The following is a 20680-nucleotide window of genomic DNA, read 5'->3' as shown; positions in this document are numbered from 1 at the left end:
TTTTTTTGCTGTATAAAAAAGAGATGCCCGCTCAGTGGCGGGCATGACAAAGCTCGACTAGATGGCGGATCAAAGTCCGCCATGACGACGCCATCGAAGCGAGCGGTTACTTAAGAGCTTCTTGCACGAGGGCAGAAGCGCGCTTGGCGTCAAAGCGGCCCTTGACCTTCGGGGAAAGTTCCTTCATGATCTTTCCCATGTCCTTCGGAGAAGAGGCGCCCGTTGCAGCCTTGATTTCGGCAATGAGGGCCTTGACTTCGTCTTCGGTCATTTCAGCCGGCATGTACTTGCGGTAGATCGCAATGACAGCTTCTTCGGCCGGGATCTTGTCCAGGAATCCGCCCTTCTTGAGGATTTCAATGGATTCCTGTTTCTGCTTCACGCTCTTGGCGAGAACGTCGATGCACATGGCATCGGTTATGCTTTCGGTAATCTGTGCCGGAGTGGCACCAGACTTCATAGCTTCGTTCTTGATGTCAGAATGGAGCGTACGAAGAGTTCCGAGAGTTTCGGCATCGTGAGCCTTCATGGCGGTCTTGATGTCGTCGAGAATCTGGGTAAGCAAAGCACAACTCATATTGACCTCGAGCGATTATAACGCTTCGCTCCAAGCGATGAAGATTTGTTATAAAACACCTAATGAGTCATCAGCACCAGCCGACAACTCATTAAAGCTTAGCAAAATTCCGATTATTGAATCGAATTAGTAGAGACGCTTGCGGTTCTGGTCAGCAATCTCTTTGAGACGCTTGCGACGAGCAGCCGTTTCAATACGCTTCTTTTCTTCGGAGGGCTTTTCGAAACGCTGACGCTTCTTGACGTCGGAAATGATACCATTCTTTTCGCAAGACTTGGTGAAACGCTTGAGTGCGCGTTCGAAAGGTTCGTTGGACTTAACAATAACGCCGATCACGATAATCCTTTGGTTAAAAATTCAGTTTTTGGATAGCCAAATATACCTAAATATTCTAAATCCGTCAAGGGTAACATTTTGTAAGCATTTTAAGCTTACCGGTCATTACCCCCTTTATAATCCATTGCCAGCATGGTAATGTCGTCAAATTGCGGAGCATTTCTTGTAAAAGCGTCAATTTGGCGTTTGACAAAGCGACAAATTTCTTTAGTGCCCCGCCCGCCACCAAGCGAAACGGCATCAAGCAATCGGTCATTGCCGAACAGCTCGTTATGTTCGTTGGTCGCTTCGGTCACGCCATCAGTATAGAGGAACAGCGTATCGCCCGGAGCAAGTTCAAGCGTCTGCATTTTGTAGCGCGAGTTTTCCATAGCCGCCATAACGACCCCCGCCTTGCTCTTCGCAAATTCGGCCGAGCCATCCTTATGGCGGATCACCGGCGGATTATGCCCCGCCGACGCAAATTCAATATGTCCCGTCCGCAAATCGACAAACCCCATCCAGACGGTTACAAACATGTTCGCGCGGTTGCGTTTCGCCAATTCGTAATTGGCCTTCTCAAAAGTTTCAACAACAGACTGCAAGTTTCTAGCCGTCGTACGCAGCACAATGCGCGACACCATCATAAACAGCGCTGCCGGAACGCCCTTGCCCGACACATCGCCCACGACTACGCACAAACGTCCGTCGTCCAATTTGAAGAAATCGTAAAAATCACCACCGACCTCCTTCGCCGGTTGCAGGAACGGAGTCAGTTCATGGAGCGAGTCCTCTGAATTTTCCTCTTTTTCTGTCATCGCAAGGAACCCAAGTTGGATGTCCTTCGCAAAATCCAGTTCGCTTTCAATGCGGTCCAAGTCCTTCTGCTTTTCGATATGCTCCTTGAGCGACGTGCGCATGTTCAGGAACGCCCACGCGAACTGCGCAATTTCATCGCGTCCAGAGAGGTGCGGGATTTCCACATCAAAATCGCCCTGTCCCATTTTATTTGCAGCTACAGCAAGTTCCTTGAGCGGTCGAGATACCCTGGACGAAATTACAAATATTAAAAACAACATCACCACATAGCCTGCAACGCTCATCCACGCAAACATTTTTTCCAAGGAACGCTGGCTTTCCATATATTCATGCGCAGGCCACACAATCATAAACGTCCAGCCATTCACATCCATCGCCTTGAAGTAAATAACAGCCTCTTTGCCATCAGGCGTACTTCCCATGAAAAGGCCCTTCTTCATGCTCTGCACAGCCTTTTCAAATTCCGTGACCGTGCGAGTTCCCATCCCTCCCGAGAGGTCGGACAAACTCTCCTTGAAAACAATTTCGTTCTTAGGGTGCGCGATAACAGTATTATTTGCAGACAAGACGACAACATACCCGGAATTCGACACCGGGATCGAGGCTACCGTTTCTTTAAGGAAGGCAATCGACATATCAACACAGAGAACACCGGCGAAGACGGTGTTTCCATAAGCATCTTTCTGATAAATCGGAGCCGTATAAATCGCAATGGGTTCCTTGATAAAGTCTCCGATAAAAGGTTCTTGCCAAAGCCCTTTCTGCAAGTTCTTGGTGCTTTTGTACCAAGTCTTCTCCAGATAATCCTTACCCTTCAGGAGCTTGATATCAGTTCCCGAATACTGGGCCAGCCGCATCACCTCCTGATGCCATTTTGCCTTAGGCGCCATACCCGGTTCATAGGCAACCACAACAGCCAGCACCTGCGGAAGCGTCTGCCGCGCATCAAAGACCGCCTGCGTCAGAAAGTCGTCGAGGTCTTTGCCCGAAAGCATTTCCCGGCCAAGAATCTCGGCATATTCATCACCGAGCGCTTTTCCCTTTTCAAAAAGTTTCTCTATAATGGCAACATTCGCAAGGCTTATTTCTTCGCCTTTTTGCGTGAGAAGCGTCGAAAGCTTGCTCTGCACCTGAAAACTGAGAACCCCAAAAAGCGTCGCAAAAACGATGCTAAAACCAACAAGGGTCATCATGGACTGCTTGAACGCCAGCCCGTGCATATTGAAGCCCATATAAACCTTTTCTTTTTGTTACAACAAAAATTGTTTTTTATTACAAATAGAAATAAATCAGGAGGTTGTCAAAACCATTTTTCAAAATTAGAGGCTTTTAAAGGGGTAAAAATAACGATGTCACACTCATGCTCAGTCCACTTTGTGTAAAATATTTTTAATATTTCACATTTTACAACCCATTAGATTCATTTGTTTCAAAGAATAAATTATATTCATACAACATTTTGCTAACAAAATGTAAAATAATCAATTACAATTAAATTAGGAGAAAAGGATGAATACCAAGACTTTATTGGTACTTTCACTTGCTGGAGTAGTCTCTGCGCAAGCAGGTTTAGCCGACAATCATCTAGACCGCTTGTCCCCCAAAGCTAGGGAATTTGTTGAAAAATACAAAGCAGAAAAGGCTAATAAAAAAATCAACGCACAAAAGAGAAAAGTTGTCCTCAAGAGCGACATTCTCGGCCGCAAATCCAAGAAAGGTCAGTTCCGCGATTCCACCGTTTACATGGTTGAAGACGAAATCGAACCAAAAATGGAAGTCACCGTCACGGACTTGAAGGTGGACAACATTGACATCGAACCGATCAGCGCATTCTATTCCTTCAACGGCGATTCCAAGGAAGAAAAGTTCTGGCTGAACGGCAAGACAATCGACAGAAAGTCGTTCTTCAAGAAAACAGAAGACTGGGAAAAGCGCCGCGCAAAGAAGCGCAAGCCGCTCAAGAAATCTTACAGGGCTTTCTTGACTCCTACTGAAATCGAAAAGAAGCTCAAGTCTTCGGATGCCATCTACATCGAAAGCGAAGAATTGCAGGTCGAACCGAACTACCTCACCGTTACAGACTACACTCGTGGCTACGGCTATTACACCGCCAATTACGTAACGCGTGACGAAGCTCTCGAAATTTCCCAGCTCAACTTTGCACACGCTGACGGATACAAGGGAAATGACGTCGGCGTCTACTATCTGGAACAGGGTTGCGCAAGAGTAAGCGAAATTCCGGACCCGTCCAAGCACTCCACGCCGGGATGCTCCGGCACCAGCGACCACGCTACCGGCGTGACTGGCGTTCTCCAGCTTTTTGCACCGAACGTAAACGTCTACGGTTATGACTACACGGTCCTGAACACCCACGACGGTCCTGCTGACCCGTCTTCGTTCAGCCCGAAGATCTACATTGGTACAACTTCCCTGGGCTTCTACTATAACGGCCAGTACCGCAATAACTATGAAGTCATCGACGCCCAGTACGACAACTACGTCTATGAAACCAGCGTTACTGAATTCGTGAACGCCGGTAACCTCAAGAGCGAAAGCATACAGCCCGAACCGACCATCCATTCCCCGGGCAAGGCCGCAAACGTCATTACTGTCGGCGCCGTGAACCCGCTCCCAAGTACAACTCCGGAAGGACCGGCCTATTTCTACTTGCCGTACAGCAACTACATCAACTCCAATATCGGCAATACGAAACCCGATATCATGAACCTCACGAACTTCACAGACCCCATCTTCCCGGATGCCTACGGCGACATCTTTAACGGAACGAGCGCATCGACACCATACTCTGCAGCCATGGGCGCAGTCTTGATGAGCAAGCACCCGTTCTTCAAGGGTCACCCGGAAATGGTCAAGCCCGTATTCTTGACGTCTACTCTTGGCAGCCTCATTGAAGACAGAGATTCTGACGGCGGTGCAGTTCCGGGCGTTCCGGCATTCAACCTCATGGCATCCAACAAGTCCTTCTCTGGCTACTGGAACCGCGCAAACTACACGTCTCTCTTCAAGGACGCCAACGGAAACAACAAGACTCAGAACGTCCTCATCGACGGCTTAGTGGCTGGCGAAAAGTACAAGCTCGCTGTGACATGGCTCATGAAGGGTAACACGATCAAGTCCCTGGGCAAGTTGCCGATCAAGATGGAAGCACACCTCTTCCAGAACGGCACCGAATTCACCTCCAAGTCCAGCTATGAATACTCTTCCACATCCATGCAGGAAATCCGCGAACCGTACATTCTCCATTCGTTCACGGTTCCGGCATCCGGAAAGATCATTCTTAAGCTCGCTTGCACTCAGAACGACGCCCCGGACGATCAAATGATCATGGGCTTCCACATGTCGAGAGTTCCGTAACGGGTATTGCGATTCTTAAGAAGAACAATCCGCTTTAAATTACGAGGCCCTGGAAATATTTCCAGGGCTTCTGCTTTACAGGCGTATAAACATTTGAGCACTAAAACTAAATAAATAATCAAAATTTCCTCGTAATTTTTTGTAAAATATGGACTTTTTTCAGAAAAATAAATCTTCATAACTTGCGAAGTATCAAAGACTTATGTATATTATTTGTAAGATTTTCCAAATTGCCGGAGAACTATTTTTAAGCGGAGTACGACCATGAAATTGCAATCGGTTTCTTTACTTGGGGCATTCACCCTTTCCATCGCCCTACTTTCTGCTTGCGGTAGCAAGGAAGAACAGCCTGCTCCCCAAGTCGAGGTAAAATCCGTCGTCGAAGAACCCGCTCCAGTGCAAGAAGCGGTTCCAGAACCAGTCCAGGAAGAACCGGCACTCGTTCCGATCCAATCCCTTAGCGAAGAAAAGCCCGCTCCTGTCGAAACCCCGGCTCCGGCATCCAGCGTCGAACAAGAAGCCTCCGGCCCATTCGTAATCCAGGTAAGCATCCAGCCCTCCAGAAAAGCCGCCAACAACGTCGTGAGCAAGCTCTCCGACCAGGGCATCAAGGCATACGTTGCCGAAGTTGAAAATCCGGGCGAACTCGAAGGCACATTCTACCGCGTCCGCGTCGGGTATTTTTCCACGATTGCAAACGCCCAGCAGTTCGGCAAGGAAGTCCTCGCTCCGCAGGGTTATGCCGGATGGGTGGACAACCGCAAGAACGACCGCATTGGCCAGCCAGGCGCAAGCGAAGACATGTAATTTTACAAGAACAACGAACTGTTAAGGCCCCGCACTTTGCGGAGCCTTTTTCATTTAAAACCTATCGAAAACAGGATCAATCGTATTCGTAAAGAGTGCCGTTTTGGGCTCTCCGGTAACCTTCGTCACACTGGGCCTGGTACTCGCGAGCGGTATCTTCCAGATCCTCTCGAGTGCTATCATCACGTTGTTTCACATGCACAGAATTCGACGAGCATTCCACCTGGTAGCTGCCATCTCTCCAGCTCCTAGCTTCATCCCTTTCGTCCGCGCATTCCTCAGCGGCTTCCTCAAGATCAGTGAAAACAATGTCCGTAGCCCAAATGGAATAATCAAAACCATATTGATCCTGATAAACCGTTTGCGTTTGTTTATAGGTTCCCAGCAAATACGTTTCAGAAAGCGTAACGGAATTGGCCGTGCGAGTCACTTTGCACGAAAAACCGTTCACGACTTTTCCGGAGTCAGCATTAGCACTGGTACCAGTATCGCAAGCGGTCATAGCAAGCATAATTGCTGATGCAAGGATAATTTTTTTCATATAAATACTCTCCTTATTATTTTGTTATTTGGAAAATATAAAAAAAAGATACAGAAACACAGCTTTAAAGCCATCATTGAAAAAAAACAGCTCCCGAACACGTCGTCGAAGCACCCCTTGCCTCAAATTCTATATTTGTGTCATGCCTACAAAAAAGCCCAAAGTCTTTGTCGTGCATCTCGGATGCGCCAAGAACCAGGTCGACGCAGAAAACCTCGTCGGCGAAATGCTCCATGCAGGTTTTGCAACCTGCGATACCGCCGGAAAAGCGGACTACATCCTCGTGAACACGTGCGGTTTTATCGAAGCCGCGAAGGAAGAATCCATCAACGCAATTCTCGCCCAGGCAAAAGCAAAGAAGGCGAAGCAGAAACTGATTGTTTCGGGCTGCCTCAGCGGCCGCTATGGCGAAGAACTGATGAAGGAACTGCCCGAGGTGGACTACTGGGTCGGCACGTACAAGCCAGGCGAACTTTTAAAGAAGATGGGCATTGTCGCTCCGCAGAGTTGCGACGCCGAGAACCTCCCCCGCATGAACCTGGGCGGTTTTTCGCACCATGCCTACCTGAAAATTGCGGAAGGCTGCAACCGCCGCTGCGCCTACTGCGCCATCCCGCTCATTCGCGGCAAGCAAGACTCCCGCTCCATCGAAGATATCGTTGCAGAGGCAAAGGACCTCGAAGCCCAGGGCGTCAAGGAAATTACTTTGATTGCACAGGACACGACTTACTTTGGACGTGAAAAAGGCAAGAAGGGCGGTACGCTTGTCGAACTTTTGCGAGCACTGCTTGACAACACGAGCATCCCGTGGATCCGCATGCTTTATTGGTACCCGATGTTCGTGGACGATGAACTTCTGGACTTGATGGCCAAGGAACCGCGCCTCGTGAAGTACGTGGACATGCCAATCCAGCACGCCAGCGACAAGATGCTCAAGTACATGAAGCGCAATTACCGCAAAAAAGAACTTGTAGACCTTTTGCACAAGATCCGTGAACGCATCCCGGGCGTGACGCTCCGCAGCACCGTACTCGTCGGATTCCCCGGTGAAACGCACGAAGATTTCGAAGAGCTGATGGAACTTTTGCAGGATGTGCAATTTGACCATCTGGGTGGCTTTGTGTTCAGCCCCGAAGAAGGAACCCCGGTGATGGAAATGGACCTCCCGGCCGTGGACGAAAGCGATGCCCGCGCAAGGCTCGAAGCCGTCACGGACTACCAGGAAGAACTTGCCGCCGAATACGCCGAGAACATGATCGGAAAGACTGTCAAGATCATCATCGACCAGGTCGCCGAAGAAAGCGAATACCATTTCTATGGACGCACGGAAGGCAACTCGATGGAGAACGACGATATCGTGAAGGTCATCGAGGGCGATGGCGACGTGGGAGAATTCCACAACGCACTCGTCGTAGACGCCGAACCGCACGAACTTGTGGTGAAGATTGTGGACTGATCAGACGAGAGACGAAAGACTAGAGACGAGAGATATAATCACGGGGAAAACATCGTTGACAGTGGTTAGTGATTAGTGGTTAGGATTTACAATCGCGGCGAAGCCTCGATCATTTCAATTCCTCATTCCGAAATCCGAATTCCTAATTATCTAATATTATTATATTTGCCCGTACACTTGCATAGGCCCGTGTATCACAATGGATAGTGTCCTTCCCTCCGAAGGAAGGTATTCCGGTTCGATTCCGGACATGGGTATTAAAAGCAACAAAAAGCCCGCCGTTCATTTGAACTGGCGGGCTTTTTAGCACTTAAGCTAAATGCGGATTACCTAGCGTTCTTGCGTTCCTTTTCACGCTGACGGCGACGCTTTTCGGTATCGTCCGGGAAGAATTCCGGGAAGGAATAACCGATCGTAATGCCAAACACAATACCGGTCTTGTCCATACCATTAGGCTTGTTCACGACGCGAGAGGCATAAGTAACTTCGGTTTCCGTCTTGGAGTCCTTCGTTTCCTTGAAGCTCGGGTTCGATTCACGAGGCTTAGCAAGTTCCGGAGAATAGTAGAAACCAAAAGAGAACTGCAAATAATACCATTCATTCGAGAGGTAAGACACCAGGATATCAAACTGGTAGCCTTTTACAGAAATCAAACGGCGAAGGCCACTGTCATCCGGTTCCATATCGTGGTCAAAGTAGACCGTACCGTAAGAAGCGGACAAGCCCAGGTGGATAGGAATCTTCGGGAAGAAGTAGTAGTTAATACCGATCTTATAACCCGTACCACCTTCAAGTTCCATATAGTCAAATTCACTGTCCTTGACCTTCGGCAAGAAACCAAAGGAGGCAAAAGCGCCTACATGCCAGCGAGTGATATATTCGACACCAGCGCCAAGACCCATGCCCATGCCAGATTCACCCATGAACGGCATACGGGAACCAAGTCCCAATTCAAAAACGAGACGGTCCTTGAGCCAGTCACGACGGCGTTCAGAGTTTGCATATTCGTCCAAACGCTGTTCTTCTTCAAACTTTTTACGGGAAAGGAAATCCTTTTTCTGAGCGGCATTCATGCCAGCCATGGACGCTTCGGCATTTTCTTCTTCGTCATCATCATCAACAGCTTTTGAAGAAGAAGAAGGAGCCTCGGAAACAGACATAAAGCCATCATCGGATTCCGCCGGAGCAGCAGGAGCTTCAACGGTCTGTTCTGCTACAGGAGCAGCCTTTTTAGACTTAGCTTTACGCGCTTTTGCAGGAGCAGCCCATGCAACCAAACTCGAAAGACACAACAGCAACAACAATTTTTTCAGCATTAAAAAAGCCTCGGATAAATAACCACGCTTGGAATATAACTTTTTATAGAAGTTTTTTTCGAAAACTTCTTGTAAAACTTGTTTTTTCGTTTGATTTTACAATTTCGTAAGATTCTAGTATGACTATTTAGCCTTTTTCAGCTCTGCTTTAATCGAACCGAGCTTAATTTCGCACTGCATGAGCACCGGAAGTCGCTTTTCATCGTCCGTAAACCAGATGAAAATACGGCCACTGGAGTTGAAAATGCCATCGCCGTCCAAAACCGGTTCTACTTTAACGGTCTTGAACGTGCCCAAATCCGTTTTGATAGTTTCTCGTTTGTGAATAATCACCTTGAGTTCATAGCGTTTTTTCCCGCTTACCGCCGAGAAACGAGACGTTTCCCCCTCTTTAAGCGGGAGCGTACGCACAAGGTAAAACGCCGACATAATGCTGTGCTCAAGCCCATCTATCGTCACAGACGTATCTGCAGAGCGTTTGACATAGTGCTTGACCGGGTCCTTAAACACCGTATCGGAAAGGACGGCCTTTTTGCCATCGCGATTAAACCTGATAAGCGACTTGTTGTGGAATGTTCCCTCGTGAAGGGACTTGCGGAACACGTCCGTCATGAGACCGTTTTTGTGAACAAGCGTATAGACGGTATCATGGACAGGGTAAAACTTATTGACGGTCTTGTTGGCGGTTGCAAAAGTCAGGAATTCAACCTTGCCATCCTTGCGAGGTTTGACTTCAAGCGTTGCATACCCAGCCGTAATGAATCCCCAGCTGAGTTCATATTCAAGACGTTCGCCCTTCATCCACGGGGCGTTAACTTCGGGAAGGGTCTGCCACTTGGAGAGCGGCTTCGCAGGCGCACTAGCACTTGAGGACGGCTGGACGCCTGGGGCCTGCGATTCGAGAGTCGCCGATGACTGAGGCAGCTTGTCAAGAGTCGCCGCACCTTGGGACTGCGCGGACAAAGACGAATCCGAAGATTCCGCCGCCATAGACGAAACCGACAAAGTAAACGCAAGCAACAAAACACTTTTCAAAGCACGATAAAACATAAACCCCAATACTCTTTATAATGAATAAATTTTAAGATAAGGACAATATATAAAAAAACACTGACGAAACGCCAGCGTTTTTTAATTCGGAATTAGGAGTTCGGATTTCGGAATTGAAATAATCGCGGCAGAGCCGCCAATTTAAATAATTCCTAATTCATAATTCCGAACTCCGAATTAGCATAAGCCGGAGGCTTATGCTTCAATGTCACCGAGGCCCTTGCGGTAAGCAACGAGCTTTTCGCGGACAGATGCGTCAGAGAGGGCGACGATGTGGACAGCGAGGAAACCGGCATTCTTGCCGTTGCCGATGCCGACTGTGGCCACCGGGATTCCCGGGGGCATCTGCACGATGGAGTGCAGAGCATCGACGCCATTGAGCGGGCCGCCAGCGCAGGGCAAGCCTATTACCGGAAGAATCGTGTGCCCTGCGAGCACACCCGGAAGGGCTGCAGCGAGGCCAGCCACACCGATGAGGACCTGGAGGCCTCGCCCGGCGGCTTCGCGAGCATACTTCGCGGTCGCATTCGGGGTGCGGTGTGCAGAGAGGATGTTGTATTCCCACGTGATGCCGAACTGGTCGAGCACAGCGGTGATCTTGTCTACAGTTTCCTGGTCGGACTTGCTACCCGCAACGATACCGACCTTTGCATTCGGAACTTCATTAATCTGCATTTTCAATTCCTTTTTTTATTTACCCATCTTGGCGAGACGGGCCAAGCCCTTCTTGCCGATGTCCTTGCGGTAGAACTTGCCTTCGAACTGAACCTTTTCGCAAGCGGCGTAAGCGATGTCCAAAGCTTCCTGGAGCGTTGCACCGTGACCGACTACGCCGAACACGCGACCACCATTGGTCACCAACTTGCCGTCGACCATCTTGGTACCGGCATGGAGCACCTGGGCGCCATTCTTTTCGGCTTCTTCGATTCCCGTGACGACCTTGCCCTTTTCGTAGGAACCCGGATAACCGGCGCTGGCGAGCACGACGATAGCGGAGCTGCCTTTCGGAGCCTTCGGGGCACCGAGCTTGGCGAGTTCACCCTTTTCGGCAGCGTCGAACAAAGCGAGCACGTCGCCGTCATAGAGCGGGAGCACAATCTGGCATTCGGGGTCACCGAGGCGGCAGTTGTATTCCACAACCTTCGGGCCCTTGCTCGTAACCATGATGCCCACGTAGAGCACGCCCGTGTAAGGTTTGCCTTCGGCAGCCATGCCCTTGAGAGTCGGTTCGATAATCTTTGCCTTGACTTCATCGAGGAGAGCGTCGGTCACAACCGGAGCCGGGCTGTAAGCGCCCATTCCACCGGTGTTCGGGCCCTTGTCGTCGTCAAAGACGCGCTTGTGGTCCTGAGCAGAGGAGAGAATCACGTAGTCCTTGCCGTCGCAAACCACGAAGATGGAGGCTTCTTCGCCGTCCATAAATTCTTCAATCACGACCGTCTTGCCGGATTCGCCGAAGACGGCCTTGTCGCCGAGCATTTCTTCGACAGCGTCGTTTGCTTCCTTGTCGGTCATGCAGACGATAGCGCCCTTGCCAGCAGCGAGGCCCGACGCCTTCACCACGATCGGAGCCGGGTGTTCGGCGAGGAACTTCTTCGCGGAGGCAAGATCGGTGAAGGTCTCGAAGGCTGCCGTCGGCACGCCATACTTCTTCATGATATCCTTACTGAAGGCCTTGGAGCCTTCGAGCGCGGCAGCAGCCGCAGTCGGGCCGAAAGCGCGGAGACCGCGGCGGCGGAATTCATCCACCACGCCAGCGACGAGCGGGATTTCGGGGCCGATAATCGCGAGGTCAATCTTTTCGGCTACGGCGAGATCGGCAATAGCCTTCGGGTCGGCCACATCGACCGGCACGCACTTGCCGAGGTTAGCCATGCCCGGGTTGCCCGGAGCGCACACGAGAGTGTCGCACATCGGCGACTTCTTGACTGCAAGAGCGATGGCATGTTCGCGACCACCGCTACCAACGACGAGAATGTTCATAAGCGAGTCCTTATCTTTGTACGGAGGAAAATGTAGAAAAAAAGCTTGCGGGAGGGGCCCCAGCTCAGAGTTGCGAAGGCCGCACGGGCCCCTCCCTGCACCCTCCCCATCCTTGGCCGACGCTATAGCATCGTTAGCAAACTTAATCCATATTCTTTTCCACATCCTTTACGATAGTTCGTAAAATAAAAGTATATTCATAATACGAATCTTATAGAGAATCTTGATGACACAAGACAACGAAATTAAAGCAGACTACATTGGCAAACAAGAAGATGTGTTTCTTGGATCTAGAAACGCCGCCTCTTTTTGGAGTATAACACAATACTATGATTTGAGAGCAATCGGTTGAAGGCTCAAGCATGGTCAAATATGCGTCGTAAAATACTAAGCAAATAAAGTTACCGGATATTCGGTAAGATAAATTAAGGATTAACAAATGCCATATCAAAACACTGTTATTCTGAAAGTACAGAAAGGGTTTAATGCAGCAATTTTATTGCAGCACGGATTTGAGTTACAACCAGTTCTCAATGGAAAATTTATAGGTTTCGAAGCCCAGATGGAGCAATCCGGGAAGCAATTGTTTGAAGAACTATTGAAACTAGATAAAATTCAAAAATTATTAGTATATCAAAAAAGCAACATAGTCCTTCACGCCGATAAAAATTTCCCCTACGATGAACAGTTTATGGGCTATCTTTATTTAAAACGTCCAACCTGGATTTTACCTTGTCACAAATTATTTTTCGCACCAACCTGGCATCATGTATCATCTGAAATGGCTGCATATAGAGACGAGATTAAAGTTCAGAAGAGAATCGACCAGCAAATGTTTTCCTTGCTCGAAAATAAAACCCCTGGCGGCGGATGGTGTATGTCAGCACTCGACGAAGATGAAGCCTGGAAAATTTATGCAGCATCAAAACACTAACCTTATCAAGGTCTTTTAAAGTTTCATTCATGCAAGTTTTTTTCCATATAGAACCGAAACTAGCTAAAAAAATTTGACGTTTTGAATTACTTCCTCAAATACTTCGTGCCACGCCCGGCACCGACTGTCGTGACGACTCCATTTTTCACCATTTTTCATAAAACATATTCGACAGTAGTCGGGCTGACATCGGGGAGAATTTTGCATATCTCGGATTTCGATATCGGAAGAAGGCTATTCAATACTGTAGCCTCAATGCGGGACGACTTTGTTATTTTATTTGAATTCACTATTGCAAAGCGTTTGTCTAATTCTTGATAGCACTGGTAAAGCATGCTTAAGAAGTGCTGAACGAACGGAAAATAGTTATTGCGGCTTTCATGCCAATTCACGGAAGATTCCCGCAAGGATTCGTAATACCAAGACTTATTCTTGCTAATCTGTTCTTCGTACGAAATGTACTTGCCGACATCGTAACCATTCTTGTACAAAAGAAGTAGCGAAAGAACTCTTTTTATGCAGAAAAAAATATTAATCTGCACAATTATTCAATATTTTTATGCAGATTACAGCATTTTAGCATATCATTTTTTCTTTTCCATAGAAATCCACGAGACTCCGTTTTCGAAACGCTTAATAAACTCTCACTTCTTTTTGAGTTTTCTGAACAGCCCCAAAATACACACATCGCACCAAAGCCCCGCAAGCACAGGAATCGCAATTGAATAAAAAATCATATTTACACCTTCTTGCGGAAATATTTGCGGAAGGATTCTAAGCGGCACCATTGTCATGTAATAAAAAAAGAGCAGCGATTCCGTTCCGTTACTCCAATGAAGGGGTATTTCCAAGAAACCGACAAGCAGCCATGCCAAATGATAAACAGCAACAACAACAAACAAATACAACGTCCATTTTAAGTACTTCAGTCTTGGCACAACATTCTCTAACAAAATGAAACATGTCAAAACCGATACCAATTCAATGGCAGGCATAACAAAGCAAAAAGATGGCGTTGGCGGCAGGAACAAACCAATGACAAAAAGAAGCGCGCTAAAAGCATACAGCGAATAGAAATATATCTTGTTCATCATTCTAAATTCCAGTGGTCATTTCAAAGCGTTAAAGAGATTCACACCTATAATATACTTTCATTGCGTTTCTATCACATTTTTTATGATAAAATTTCACGACAGTCCTGCCAACAATGTTATATTTAAACGCAATTATGTCAATCACGTATAAAACGTTTTTGCACATTGTCTGTTATATGAAGAAATCGTTTATTCTCTGTTTGCTGTTTACAGTTTCTGTTTTATTCGCCAGTGAAAATGGAGCCCACAGCGTGAGCCTTAGCTACGGTCTTTTAAACACGACTGGAGCAAGCGTCATGGCAGCAAATGCGCTAGTCAGTTACTTTGGTGGTGACAAAGAAGACCTAAAAGATATCAATCTTTTAACAATGAGTTCGTTCAATGTCGCATATGGATACGAGCTATGGGGAAAATTGGAAACCGGCGGCATACTGACATATTCGTATGTCGGTTCCGGTTATAACAATCACACCATTACGTTCATGCCCAAAGCTAAAATTAATTGGATTAACGAATCTAATTTTCGTTTTTACTCTCTACTGGCAATTGGAACCGTATTCCTTTTCAACAGTGAAGAATTTAAAGCAAATACACTTTGGCATTTGTCCCTTGCGGGATTTGAATTTGGAAAGGACACATCCTTCTTTATGCAGTTTGGAATCGGGCAGGCCGGTTTCATGGCTTGGGGTGTAAAGTTCAAGCTGTAAAATAAATTACATACAAAATCTCAAATTTTAGAACCGGCGGGAGTGTTTGCAATACTCTTCGTATTCTTTGCCGAAATCACGGCGGAGGCGTTTTTCTTCGCTCAGCACCTGCACCATCATGATGGCAAAGAAGGCGACGAATACGGCGCAAGCTTGCCAAGTCCATAGCCATACGGCGGCGCCCACGAGGTAAACAAGAGTTCCCGTCAGCATCGGATTGCGATTAATTTTATACGGGCCTTCGACCATCAAATGCTGCGTACGCGGGGCCACTTCGTGGCCGAATGCATCCATTGGATTTCCTTTGCCGCGACTGCGCATATAGACGATTGTCCAGACGCTCAGCGCAAGGCCAACAAGCATCACGACAGGCGACACGATGCAACGCCAAGTATCAACGGGCCACAGCGCAGGCATTCCAGAAGCAAGCCACATGATTGTCGGGATGAGCATCACAAAAAGAATCCCGCCCAACAGGTATCCGATAAAATCACGAAAACGTTTCATTTTTCCTCCTTATAGTAAATACAAGAAATAATGGACCCCCTCACTTCGTTCGAGGATGACGGACCATCAAAGACTTTGTCCTAACTCAAAAGCTTTTTGAAGCGAATCGCTGTTCTTGACATCGCCTTTATCTTTTGCGCCGCGCACAAGCACTTGGCCCATGTCCTGCAACTTGAAGAAATTCAAGCAAAGCTTGTACTGCGTGAGGATGCCGTCGAACAGTTCCGGGAGCGAAGCCGCACCGACCAAGAGGAGCGCCATCTTGTGGATGTGATACGCATCGCGAATCGGATTGTGGAAACGGTCGATGACAGATTTCAGCTGGGCGCTCAGTCCATAGAAATACACCGGCGATGCAATCACGAGCATTTCGACACTCGCCATTTTGTCGTAAATGGTCTGCATGTCATCTTTCTGGAAGCACTTGTGGTCTTCTCGGGCAAAGCACGAATTGCAACCGATGCAAGGATTGACCTTGTAATCATGAACCGAAACGACTTCGACTTGATGATTTTGCGAGGCTCCTTTTACGAACGATTCCACCAATAAATCCGTATTGCCGCCCTTGCGCGGGCTACCCGAAAGAACAAGAATATTCATATTTAAACCATTGCCATATAGTTTGTTGCTATAATCTATAAAAAATAACTAGGGAGCGCTAAGTCGCCACGCTCAGTGACAAGACATTCTATATTTAGTGCAAATCAAGACATCACTGGATCCTTCGCGTTGCTCAGGATGGCGAGATACGCGAACATTACAAAACAACAACGAGTTTTCTATGGAAGAAACATTTAAGACAAAAGGTACATGTGCAACGACGATTCAGTTTACGCGTGACGGAGATACAATCCGCAACATCCGCTTTACGGGTGGATGCAACGGAAACCTCAAGGCCATTGCAAAACTTTGCGAAGGTATGAAGGCCAAAGACATTGCTGCCAAGTTGCTCGGCAACACCTGCGGTGGAAAGCCGACCTCTTGCGCAGACCAGCTCGCCCGAGCCGTTCTCGGGATGGAAGCTTAAAAACGGCAAAATACAGAAGATTAGCACAGCATTGAGCCATTTGTGCACAATAAAGAGCTATCTTTGCATATGAAATGGAACTGATTAAAAAGTACGACATAACGGTTTTGTGCAACCCTGGAGTGGAGTCTGCACAGATGCTCACGCCCGAGAACAGCAGGTCAGAAAAGGTTTCGGTCACGAAAGTTTCTGTAATGCCGGGTGCAGAACAGCCGCGCCATAAGCATTATACGTCGGAACAGGTGTGGGTCGCGGTTCAGGGCCGTGGCGTTTTATTGCTTGCCGACGACAAGGAAGTTCCGTTTGAAGCAGGCGATGTTGTGCGTTTTGCAGAAAAGGAAATCCACGGGCTGCGCAATATGGGACCCGAGATTTTCGAATACATTTGCATCAGTACGCCACCGATGAATTTCGCGTACGCGTACATGCAAGCAAGATAAATGGAGATTCCCTCCCCATACGCGGATCATGACTACTAGTCTCTTGTGAGTTTAGATCCTTCGACTTCGCTACGCTCCGCTCAGGATGACACGAGTTCGCGCAGCACTTGCCCAAAGATTACTATTTCAAGAAGAGCGAGATTTTCCCGAAATCGAGAATCGTGATGAACACGAAGAAGCTGATGAAGAACGCCGCCGCGACGTTCTGGATCACAGATTGTGTCTTGAGGCTCAGCGGCTTGCCGCGCACTTTTTCGATACCGAGGAACAGGAGCAGACCGCCATCGGTAATTGCAAGCGGGAGCAAGTTCATCACGCCGAGGTTGATGCTGATAAGCGCAAGGAGCATGAGGAAGTCCTGGAAGCCGCTCATCCACACGTTACCCATCACGGCGACAATCGAGACCGGGCCGGAGAACGCATCGACCTTCACCTGGCCTTGGAACAAGCGCTTGAAATAGCGGAAGATGCTCGTCGTCATTTTCCAGCTTGTGGCGCAAGTCTTTTCGAAAGCTTCGATCGGGCCACGACGCACGAGATGCGTTTCGCTGAACATCACATAGCCCATCTGGATACCCACGATGTAGCGTTTGAATTCTTCACTATAAGCAGGCGTCATCTTCACGTTGACCTTTTCGCCACTGCGCAAAAGCGTCACGTTGACTTCGGCACCCTTGGATCCATCAATGAGGCGGATAACATCTTCGTAACGCGAAATATGCTCTCCATTAATTTCAAAGAGCGTATCACCGCGCATGATGCCCGCCTTTTGCGCCGCAGAACCTTCTTTAGGTGGCAGACGCACAATCACGCGGTTGCGCGGATAAATACCGATATCGCCAATTCCCATCTTTATGGGTTCTGAAGCGGAATCCGCCGCCGGGATCACGAGTTCTTGCGGGACAACCTTGATGGCAAGAGGCTTGCCGCCGCGATGCACTTCGAGCATCACATCAGCACCAAGGCTCACGCCAATCTGTTCACGAAAATCATCCCAACCTTGCGTTTCCTTGCCATTGATAGACGTAATCGTATCACCCGGCTGGATGCCTGCAATTTCAGCAGACGAATTTTTCGCCACAAAACCGATAATGAGACTCTTATTATCAGGTTCCTGAACGCCAACCATATAAAGGAAAATCAGAAGGATAAATGCAAATGCGATATTCACGAACGGACCCGCAAAAGCAATCGCCGCTCGAGCGCCAACCGACTTTCCCAAAAAATCATCTTGCGAAGGAACTTTACCTTCTTCGATGCTGTCCGGATTTTCACCCGCCATGGCAACGTAGCCGCCAAAGGGAATTGCAGAAATGCAGTATTCCGTTTCGCCTTTCTTGAATCGGAAAAGCTTTTTGCCAAAGCCTACAGAGAAAGTGTTCACTCGGACTTTATTCCACTTGGCGACGATAAAATGGCCCAGTTCGTGAATAGTCACGAGAAAGCTCAACGCCAAAAGCCCCAAAACGAACATCAACAAATTATTTAAGATACTCGACATCATACGGTCAATGTAGAAAAAAATGATGCCCCAGACAGGGCACCATTTGACAATCCATGAATATTAGAAAATAGAACCTACTTAATTCTATGGCCCTTCAAATCAAAGCGCTTGCCGCCCTTTTCAACGAAAAGCTTCTGGTCGTCGAAACGAAGGCGCGGCTGTGTCGAGTGAACGGCCTTGTAATCCACCGGAGCGTGAATTGCAATCGTGCCCTGCGAGCTGGAAGATTCAATGTTTGTAGAAGAGCTAGAGGAAACGCCCGGAATAGAAGAAGAGCTTGCGGGCATCTCGGAAGAGGAGGAATTGCCAGAAATCGCGGAGGAGGAACTCTGCGGTACGCTCGAAGATGAACTTGCGGGAACCTCGGAAGAACTAGAGGCCGGCGTATCCTGTTTTGCAACGCCTGCGGCAGCAAATTCCGGGGCAAAACCAGAGTTGATGGCTTCGATTGCACCAGCGAGGTAAGCCAGCGGAGCATTCCAGTTGATAGCGACTTCGTTCGTGGCATAGCTACAGCGCTGATCAGTGTAAGCGGTAGCAGCCTGACCCGTGCGGTAATCCGGGCACTTCCATTCAGCGGCAGAGCCAACGTCTTCGCCGCCCGGCTGCGGGCCGCCCACGAGCATACCCGGAATCGGTTCTTCTACGTTATCCGAAGTGCTCGGGCGGTGGTGCGGCATTTTCGGAGACTTTGTACCATAACCCGTCACGAAAGACATGTCGAGCGGGTTCTTGCCGAGCAGGTAATCAAGGGCCTTGACGGCAGCCTTGTAATACTTCTGTTCGCCAGTGAGGTAGTAGGCATGCAACAGCCAAACACCCTGATTTGCAGCCGTAGAGTTAGAACCCCACACAAAGTCATCCTTTACCATTGTAACGCCAAAACCAGATTCGGCGCGGTTCACAAACTTGTCCGCCGTACCCAAAATTTTCTGCTTGGCTTCGCTTGCGTCGCCACCAAACTGCGTCTGGTGCGTTGCCTTCTCGTACGTGGCAAGGCCCATGACATCGCCCCAGTAAGAGACGTATTCCGAAGAGCCGGACTGCTTATAAGAAGCATCCCCCGTCGTGATGAAAAGTTCTGTGCCAGCAAGAATCTTTTCGTCGTTCGGATTGTCGTTTTCGTAGGCGCCCGTCGAGACATCCGACGGATTGGCAAGATAGTTGCGGCTCGGGTTCTGCTGGCCCCAAGCGTAAGCTTTTTTAGCGGCTTCAAGGCACTTGGAAGCGTAAGCGGCATCGAACGGCTTGTAAATGCGGGAAGCCATCGCCATCACGGCAGCAAAGTCAAACGTGCCCGCCGTGCTCTTGCCGATAGCATAAAGCTTGGAATTGTCCTGAGCAGGCATCACGTCGCCCGGGAACCCGAGAGAGGTGAGCTTGTGGTAGACGCCGCCATCAGAAGCCTGCATGGTGAGCATCCAGTCGAGATTGTACTTGATTTCGGCAAGCAAATCCGGGAGGGAGCCTTCAGCCGGGATGTTCCACTTGAGCGTTTTGAAATACTGCGGGAAGTGTTCGTAAAGAGAGAGAAGCGTGTAGGTCGTAATGCCCGAGTTCACAATGTAACGGCCGTAGTCGCCAGCATCGTACCAGCCCTTGCTGGAATTGATCGTGCCCGAAGCACCCGTAGAATTGTGAAGTTCGGCAGTCGGATTCGTGTGGCCGGCTGCGCGAGCCCACTTGCCAGCATACTGGCTTTCAAGAGCCATGGAGGCACGCTGGTAGTAGAACCACTTGATGGAGGCCTTGACGATTTCTTCGTACGTCTGGGATTTCACGACGAGGTCGGAACGGAGCACGTTGCCGTTTACCTTGATGCTGTACTTGCCCGCTTCGGCAAGCTTGGAGAAATCGACGAGCTGGACATTCTGACCGCTCGCATCCCAGTAAGATGCGGCCTTAGGCGTCACGGAGAGAACGACCTGGCCGGCAGCATTCACAAAATCCACGTTGCCGTTTGCATCGACCAAGGCGAGTTCCTTGAAGTCGCCCGGACGGTAGCCGATCTGGTTGATGTAGGCAGTCGCTGCAAAAGCTGGGGCTGCGACGAGCGCGGCAAGCGCGACGGACTTTAACGCATGATTCTTCACAAACATCCTCGTAAAAAAGTGCAAGTTTTTGGTCCATATAATATAGAGCCGTTTGAACGCATTTCCCACCCGCGAGAACGTTATTTTACAGAAAAGTGTAGCAAGTGTTTGGCGAAAAATTATGGTTCCTCCTAA

21 protein-coding genes and 1 tRNA gene are annotated in these 20680 nt (G+C 48.7%); 8 read left to right on the top strand and 14 right to left on the bottom strand.

Annotated elements, in window-relative coordinates; genetic code table 11:
• Nucleotides 1-106 precede the first annotated feature (106 nt).
• The 3 genes from ACJMM9_RS05340 to ACJMM9_RS05330 form a co-directional block, all read right to left on the bottom strand.
• Nucleotides 107-577: a GatB/YqeY domain-containing protein gene (locus tag ACJMM9_RS05340; protein ID WP_073424949.1), complete on the bottom strand. Its 471-nt coding sequence runs from the start codon at nucleotides 575-577 to the stop codon at nucleotides 107-109.
• Nucleotides 578-703: 126 nt separating this feature from the next.
• Nucleotides 704-913, bottom strand: a complete 210-nt coding sequence (rpsU, locus tag ACJMM9_RS05335) for a 30S ribosomal protein S21 (protein WP_014546541.1) — start codon at nucleotides 911-913, stop codon at nucleotides 704-706.
• A 95-nt stretch (nucleotides 914-1008) separates the two neighbouring features.
• Complete coding sequence (locus ACJMM9_RS05330) at nucleotides 1009-2943, bottom strand: SpoIIE family protein phosphatase (RefSeq protein ID WP_405324506.1); 1935 nt, start codon at nucleotides 2941-2943, stop codon at nucleotides 1009-1011.
• Between the two features lie 277 nt (nucleotides 2944-3220).
• Between ACJMM9_RS05330 and ACJMM9_RS05325 the strand changes: the two genes are divergently transcribed.
• Nucleotides 3221-5086 (top strand): S8 family serine peptidase, encoded by a 1866-nt coding sequence (locus ACJMM9_RS05325; protein WP_405324504.1) that lies wholly within the window; start codon nucleotides 3221-3223, stop codon nucleotides 5084-5086.
• Between the two features lie 264 nt (nucleotides 5087-5350).
• Complete coding sequence (locus ACJMM9_RS05320; protein WP_405324502.1) at nucleotides 5351-5893, top strand: SPOR domain-containing protein; 543 nt, start codon at nucleotides 5351-5353, stop codon at nucleotides 5891-5893.
• A gap of 76 nt (nucleotides 5894-5969) precedes the next feature.
• Here the strand turns inward: ACJMM9_RS05320 and ACJMM9_RS05315 are convergent, their stop codons facing one another.
• Nucleotides 5970-6434 carry a hypothetical protein gene (locus tag ACJMM9_RS05315; RefSeq protein ID WP_405324500.1) on the bottom strand — a complete coding sequence of 155 codons (465 nt, stop codon included), beginning with the start codon at nucleotides 6432-6434 and terminating at the stop codon, nucleotides 5970-5972.
• 142 nt (nucleotides 6435-6576) lie between these two features.
• Between ACJMM9_RS05315 and rimO the strand changes: the two genes are divergently transcribed.
• Together rimO and ACJMM9_RS05305 are read left to right on the top strand one after the other, a co-directional pair.
• Nucleotides 6577-7890 (top strand): 30S ribosomal protein S12 methylthiotransferase RimO, encoded by a 1314-nt coding sequence (gene rimO / locus ACJMM9_RS05310; protein WP_405324498.1) that lies wholly within the window; start codon nucleotides 6577-6579, stop codon nucleotides 7888-7890.
• A 185-nt stretch (nucleotides 7891-8075) separates the two neighbouring features.
• Nucleotides 8076-8147 (top strand) — tRNA-Arg (locus tag ACJMM9_RS05305).
• 69 nt (nucleotides 8148-8216) lie between these two features.
• Here ACJMM9_RS05305 and ACJMM9_RS05300 read toward each other — a convergent pair.
• The 4 genes from ACJMM9_RS05300 to purD form a co-directional block, all read right to left on the bottom strand.
• Nucleotides 8217-9206 carry a hypothetical protein gene (locus ACJMM9_RS05300; protein ID WP_405324497.1) on the bottom strand — a complete coding sequence of 330 codons (990 nt, stop codon included), beginning with the start codon at nucleotides 9204-9206 and terminating at the stop codon, nucleotides 8217-8219.
• A 123-nt stretch (nucleotides 9207-9329) separates the two neighbouring features.
• The gene (locus ACJMM9_RS05295; protein WP_405324496.1) at nucleotides 9330-10256 is read right to left on the bottom strand and encodes a DUF3108 domain-containing protein; all 927 of its coding nucleotides are present in this window, start codon (nucleotides 10254-10256) and stop codon (nucleotides 9330-9332) included.
• 195 nt (nucleotides 10257-10451) lie between these two features.
• Entirely contained in the window at nucleotides 10452-10931 is a 480-nt protein-coding gene (gene purE / locus ACJMM9_RS05290; protein ID WP_405324495.1) for a 5-(carboxyamino)imidazole ribonucleotide mutase, read from the bottom strand.
• Between the two features lie 15 nt (nucleotides 10932-10946).
• The gene (gene purD / locus ACJMM9_RS05285) at nucleotides 10947-12239 is read right to left on the bottom strand and encodes a phosphoribosylamine--glycine ligase (RefSeq protein WP_405324493.1); all 1293 of its coding nucleotides are present in this window, start codon (nucleotides 12237-12239) and stop codon (nucleotides 10947-10949) included.
• Between the two features lie 439 nt (nucleotides 12240-12678).
• On the opposite strand from purD, the gene ACJMM9_RS05280 reads away from it, so the two are divergent.
• Nucleotides 12679-13173 (top strand): hypothetical protein, encoded by a 495-nt coding sequence (locus ACJMM9_RS05280; protein WP_405324492.1) that lies wholly within the window; start codon nucleotides 12679-12681, stop codon nucleotides 13171-13173.
• 155 nt (nucleotides 13174-13328) lie between these two features.
• Here the strand turns inward: ACJMM9_RS05280 and ACJMM9_RS05275 are convergent, their stop codons facing one another.
• Together ACJMM9_RS05275 and ACJMM9_RS05270 are read right to left on the bottom strand one after the other, a co-directional pair.
• The gene (locus ACJMM9_RS05275) at nucleotides 13329-13715 is read right to left on the bottom strand and encodes a hypothetical protein (protein ID WP_405324491.1); all 387 of its coding nucleotides are present in this window, start codon (nucleotides 13713-13715) and stop codon (nucleotides 13329-13331) included.
• A 102-nt stretch (nucleotides 13716-13817) separates the two neighbouring features.
• Entirely contained in the window at nucleotides 13818-14267 is a 450-nt protein-coding gene (locus ACJMM9_RS05270; protein ID WP_405324489.1) for a hypothetical protein, read from the bottom strand.
• Nucleotides 14268-14443: 176 nt separating this feature from the next.
• Between ACJMM9_RS05270 and ACJMM9_RS05265 the strand changes: the two genes are divergently transcribed.
• On the top strand, nucleotides 14444-14974 hold the full coding sequence (locus tag ACJMM9_RS05265; protein WP_405324487.1) for a hypothetical protein: 531 nt from the start codon (nucleotides 14444-14446) through the stop codon (nucleotides 14972-14974).
• A gap of 27 nt (nucleotides 14975-15001) precedes the next feature.
• On the opposite strand, the gene ACJMM9_RS05260 is transcribed toward ACJMM9_RS05265, so the two are convergent.
• Together ACJMM9_RS05260 and ACJMM9_RS05255 are read right to left on the bottom strand one after the other, a co-directional pair.
• Nucleotides 15002-15481: a methyltransferase family protein gene (locus ACJMM9_RS05260; RefSeq protein WP_405324485.1), complete on the bottom strand. Its 480-nt coding sequence runs from the start codon at nucleotides 15479-15481 to the stop codon at nucleotides 15002-15004.
• Between the two features lie 66 nt (nucleotides 15482-15547).
• The gene (locus tag ACJMM9_RS05255) at nucleotides 15548-16081 is read right to left on the bottom strand and encodes a flavodoxin family protein (protein WP_405324483.1); all 534 of its coding nucleotides are present in this window, start codon (nucleotides 16079-16081) and stop codon (nucleotides 15548-15550) included.
• A gap of 181 nt (nucleotides 16082-16262) precedes the next feature.
• Between ACJMM9_RS05255 and ACJMM9_RS05250 the strand changes: the two genes are divergently transcribed.
• Nucleotides 16263-16508 carry a TIGR03905 family TSCPD domain-containing protein gene (locus ACJMM9_RS05250; RefSeq protein WP_405324481.1) on the top strand — a complete coding sequence of 82 codons (246 nt, stop codon included), beginning with the start codon at nucleotides 16263-16265 and terminating at the stop codon, nucleotides 16506-16508.
• A gap of 74 nt (nucleotides 16509-16582) precedes the next feature.
• Nucleotides 16583-16948 carry a cupin domain-containing protein gene (locus ACJMM9_RS05245; RefSeq protein WP_088641360.1) on the top strand — a complete coding sequence of 122 codons (366 nt, stop codon included), beginning with the start codon at nucleotides 16583-16585 and terminating at the stop codon, nucleotides 16946-16948.
• A gap of 121 nt (nucleotides 16949-17069) precedes the next feature.
• Here ACJMM9_RS05245 and rseP read toward each other — a convergent pair whose 3' ends face one another.
• Nucleotides 17070-18422 carry an RIP metalloprotease RseP gene (gene rseP, locus ACJMM9_RS05240; protein ID WP_405324589.1) on the bottom strand — a complete coding sequence of 451 codons (1353 nt, stop codon included), beginning with the start codon at nucleotides 18420-18422 and terminating at the stop codon, nucleotides 17070-17072.
• A gap of 104 nt (nucleotides 18423-18526) precedes the next feature.
• The gene (locus ACJMM9_RS05235; protein ID WP_405324479.1) at nucleotides 18527-20551 is read right to left on the bottom strand and encodes a glycoside hydrolase family 9 protein; all 2025 of its coding nucleotides are present in this window, start codon (nucleotides 20549-20551) and stop codon (nucleotides 18527-18529) included.
• Between the last annotated feature and the right edge of the window lie 129 nt (nucleotides 20552-20680).

Source organism: Fibrobacter sp. (assembly GCF_045112255.1).
In the GTDB taxonomy this organism is placed as follows: domain Bacteria; phylum Fibrobacterota; class Fibrobacteria; order Fibrobacterales; family Fibrobacteraceae; genus Fibrobacter.
Note: the sequence above shows the minus strand (reverse complement) of the source record. Positions and strands in the feature narration are given on the sequence as shown.

Excerpts from the sequence above, each read along its gene's own strand:
- ACJMM9_RS05340 (WP_073424949.1), bottom strand. The coding sequence starts at position 577 with ATGAGTTGTGCTTTGCTTACCCAGATTCTCGACGACATCAAGACCGCC.
- ACJMM9_RS05330 (WP_405324506.1), bottom strand. The coding sequence starts at position 2,943 with ATGGGCTTCAATATGCACGGGCTGGCGTTCAAGCAGTCCATGATGACC.
- ACJMM9_RS05325 (WP_405324504.1), top strand. The coding sequence starts at position 3,221 with ATGAATACCAAGACTTTATTGGTACTTTCACTTGCTGGAGTAGTCTCT.
- ACJMM9_RS05320 (WP_405324502.1), top strand. The coding sequence starts at position 5,351 with ATGAAATTGCAATCGGTTTCTTTACTTGGGGCATTCACCCTTTCCATC.
- ACJMM9_RS05315 (WP_405324500.1), bottom strand. The coding sequence starts at position 6,434 with ATGAAAAAAATTATCCTTGCATCAGCAATTATGCTTGCTATGACCGCT.
- rimO (WP_405324498.1), top strand. The coding sequence starts at position 6,577 with ATGCCTACAAAAAAGCCCAAAGTCTTTGTCGTGCATCTCGGATGCGCC.
- ACJMM9_RS05300 (WP_405324497.1), bottom strand. The coding sequence starts at position 9,206 with ATGCTGAAAAAATTGTTGTTGCTGTTGTGTCTTTCGAGTTTGGTTGCA.
- ACJMM9_RS05295 (WP_405324496.1), bottom strand. The coding sequence starts at position 10,256 with ATGTTTTATCGTGCTTTGAAAAGTGTTTTGTTGCTTGCGTTTACTTTG.
- purE (WP_405324495.1), bottom strand. The coding sequence starts at position 10,931 with ATGCAGATTAATGAAGTTCCGAATGCAAAGGTCGGTATCGTTGCGGGT.
- purD (WP_405324493.1), bottom strand. The coding sequence starts at position 12,239 with ATGAACATTCTCGTCGTTGGTAGCGGTGGTCGCGAACATGCCATCGCT.
- ACJMM9_RS05280 (WP_405324492.1), top strand. The coding sequence starts at position 12,679 with ATGCCATATCAAAACACTGTTATTCTGAAAGTACAGAAAGGGTTTAAT.
- ACJMM9_RS05270 (WP_405324489.1), bottom strand. The coding sequence starts at position 14,267 with ATGATGAACAAGATATATTTCTATTCGCTGTATGCTTTTAGCGCGCTT.
- ACJMM9_RS05265 (WP_405324487.1), top strand. The coding sequence starts at position 14,444 with ATGAAGAAATCGTTTATTCTCTGTTTGCTGTTTACAGTTTCTGTTTTA.
- ACJMM9_RS05260 (WP_405324485.1), bottom strand. The coding sequence starts at position 15,481 with ATGAAACGTTTTCGTGATTTTATCGGATACCTGTTGGGCGGGATTCTT.
- ACJMM9_RS05255 (WP_405324483.1), bottom strand. The coding sequence starts at position 16,081 with ATGAATATTCTTGTTCTTTCGGGTAGCCCGCGCAAGGGCGGCAATACG.
- ACJMM9_RS05250 (WP_405324481.1), top strand. The coding sequence starts at position 16,263 with ATGGAAGAAACATTTAAGACAAAAGGTACATGTGCAACGACGATTCAG.
- ACJMM9_RS05245 (WP_088641360.1), top strand. The coding sequence starts at position 16,583 with ATGGAACTGATTAAAAAGTACGACATAACGGTTTTGTGCAACCCTGGA.
- rseP (WP_405324589.1), bottom strand. The coding sequence starts at position 18,422 with ATGTTCGTTTTGGGGCTTTTGGCGTTGAGCTTTCTCGTGACTATTCAC.
- ACJMM9_RS05235 (WP_405324479.1), bottom strand. The coding sequence starts at position 20,551 with ATGTTTGTGAAGAATCATGCGTTAAAGTCCGTCGCGCTTGCCGCGCTC.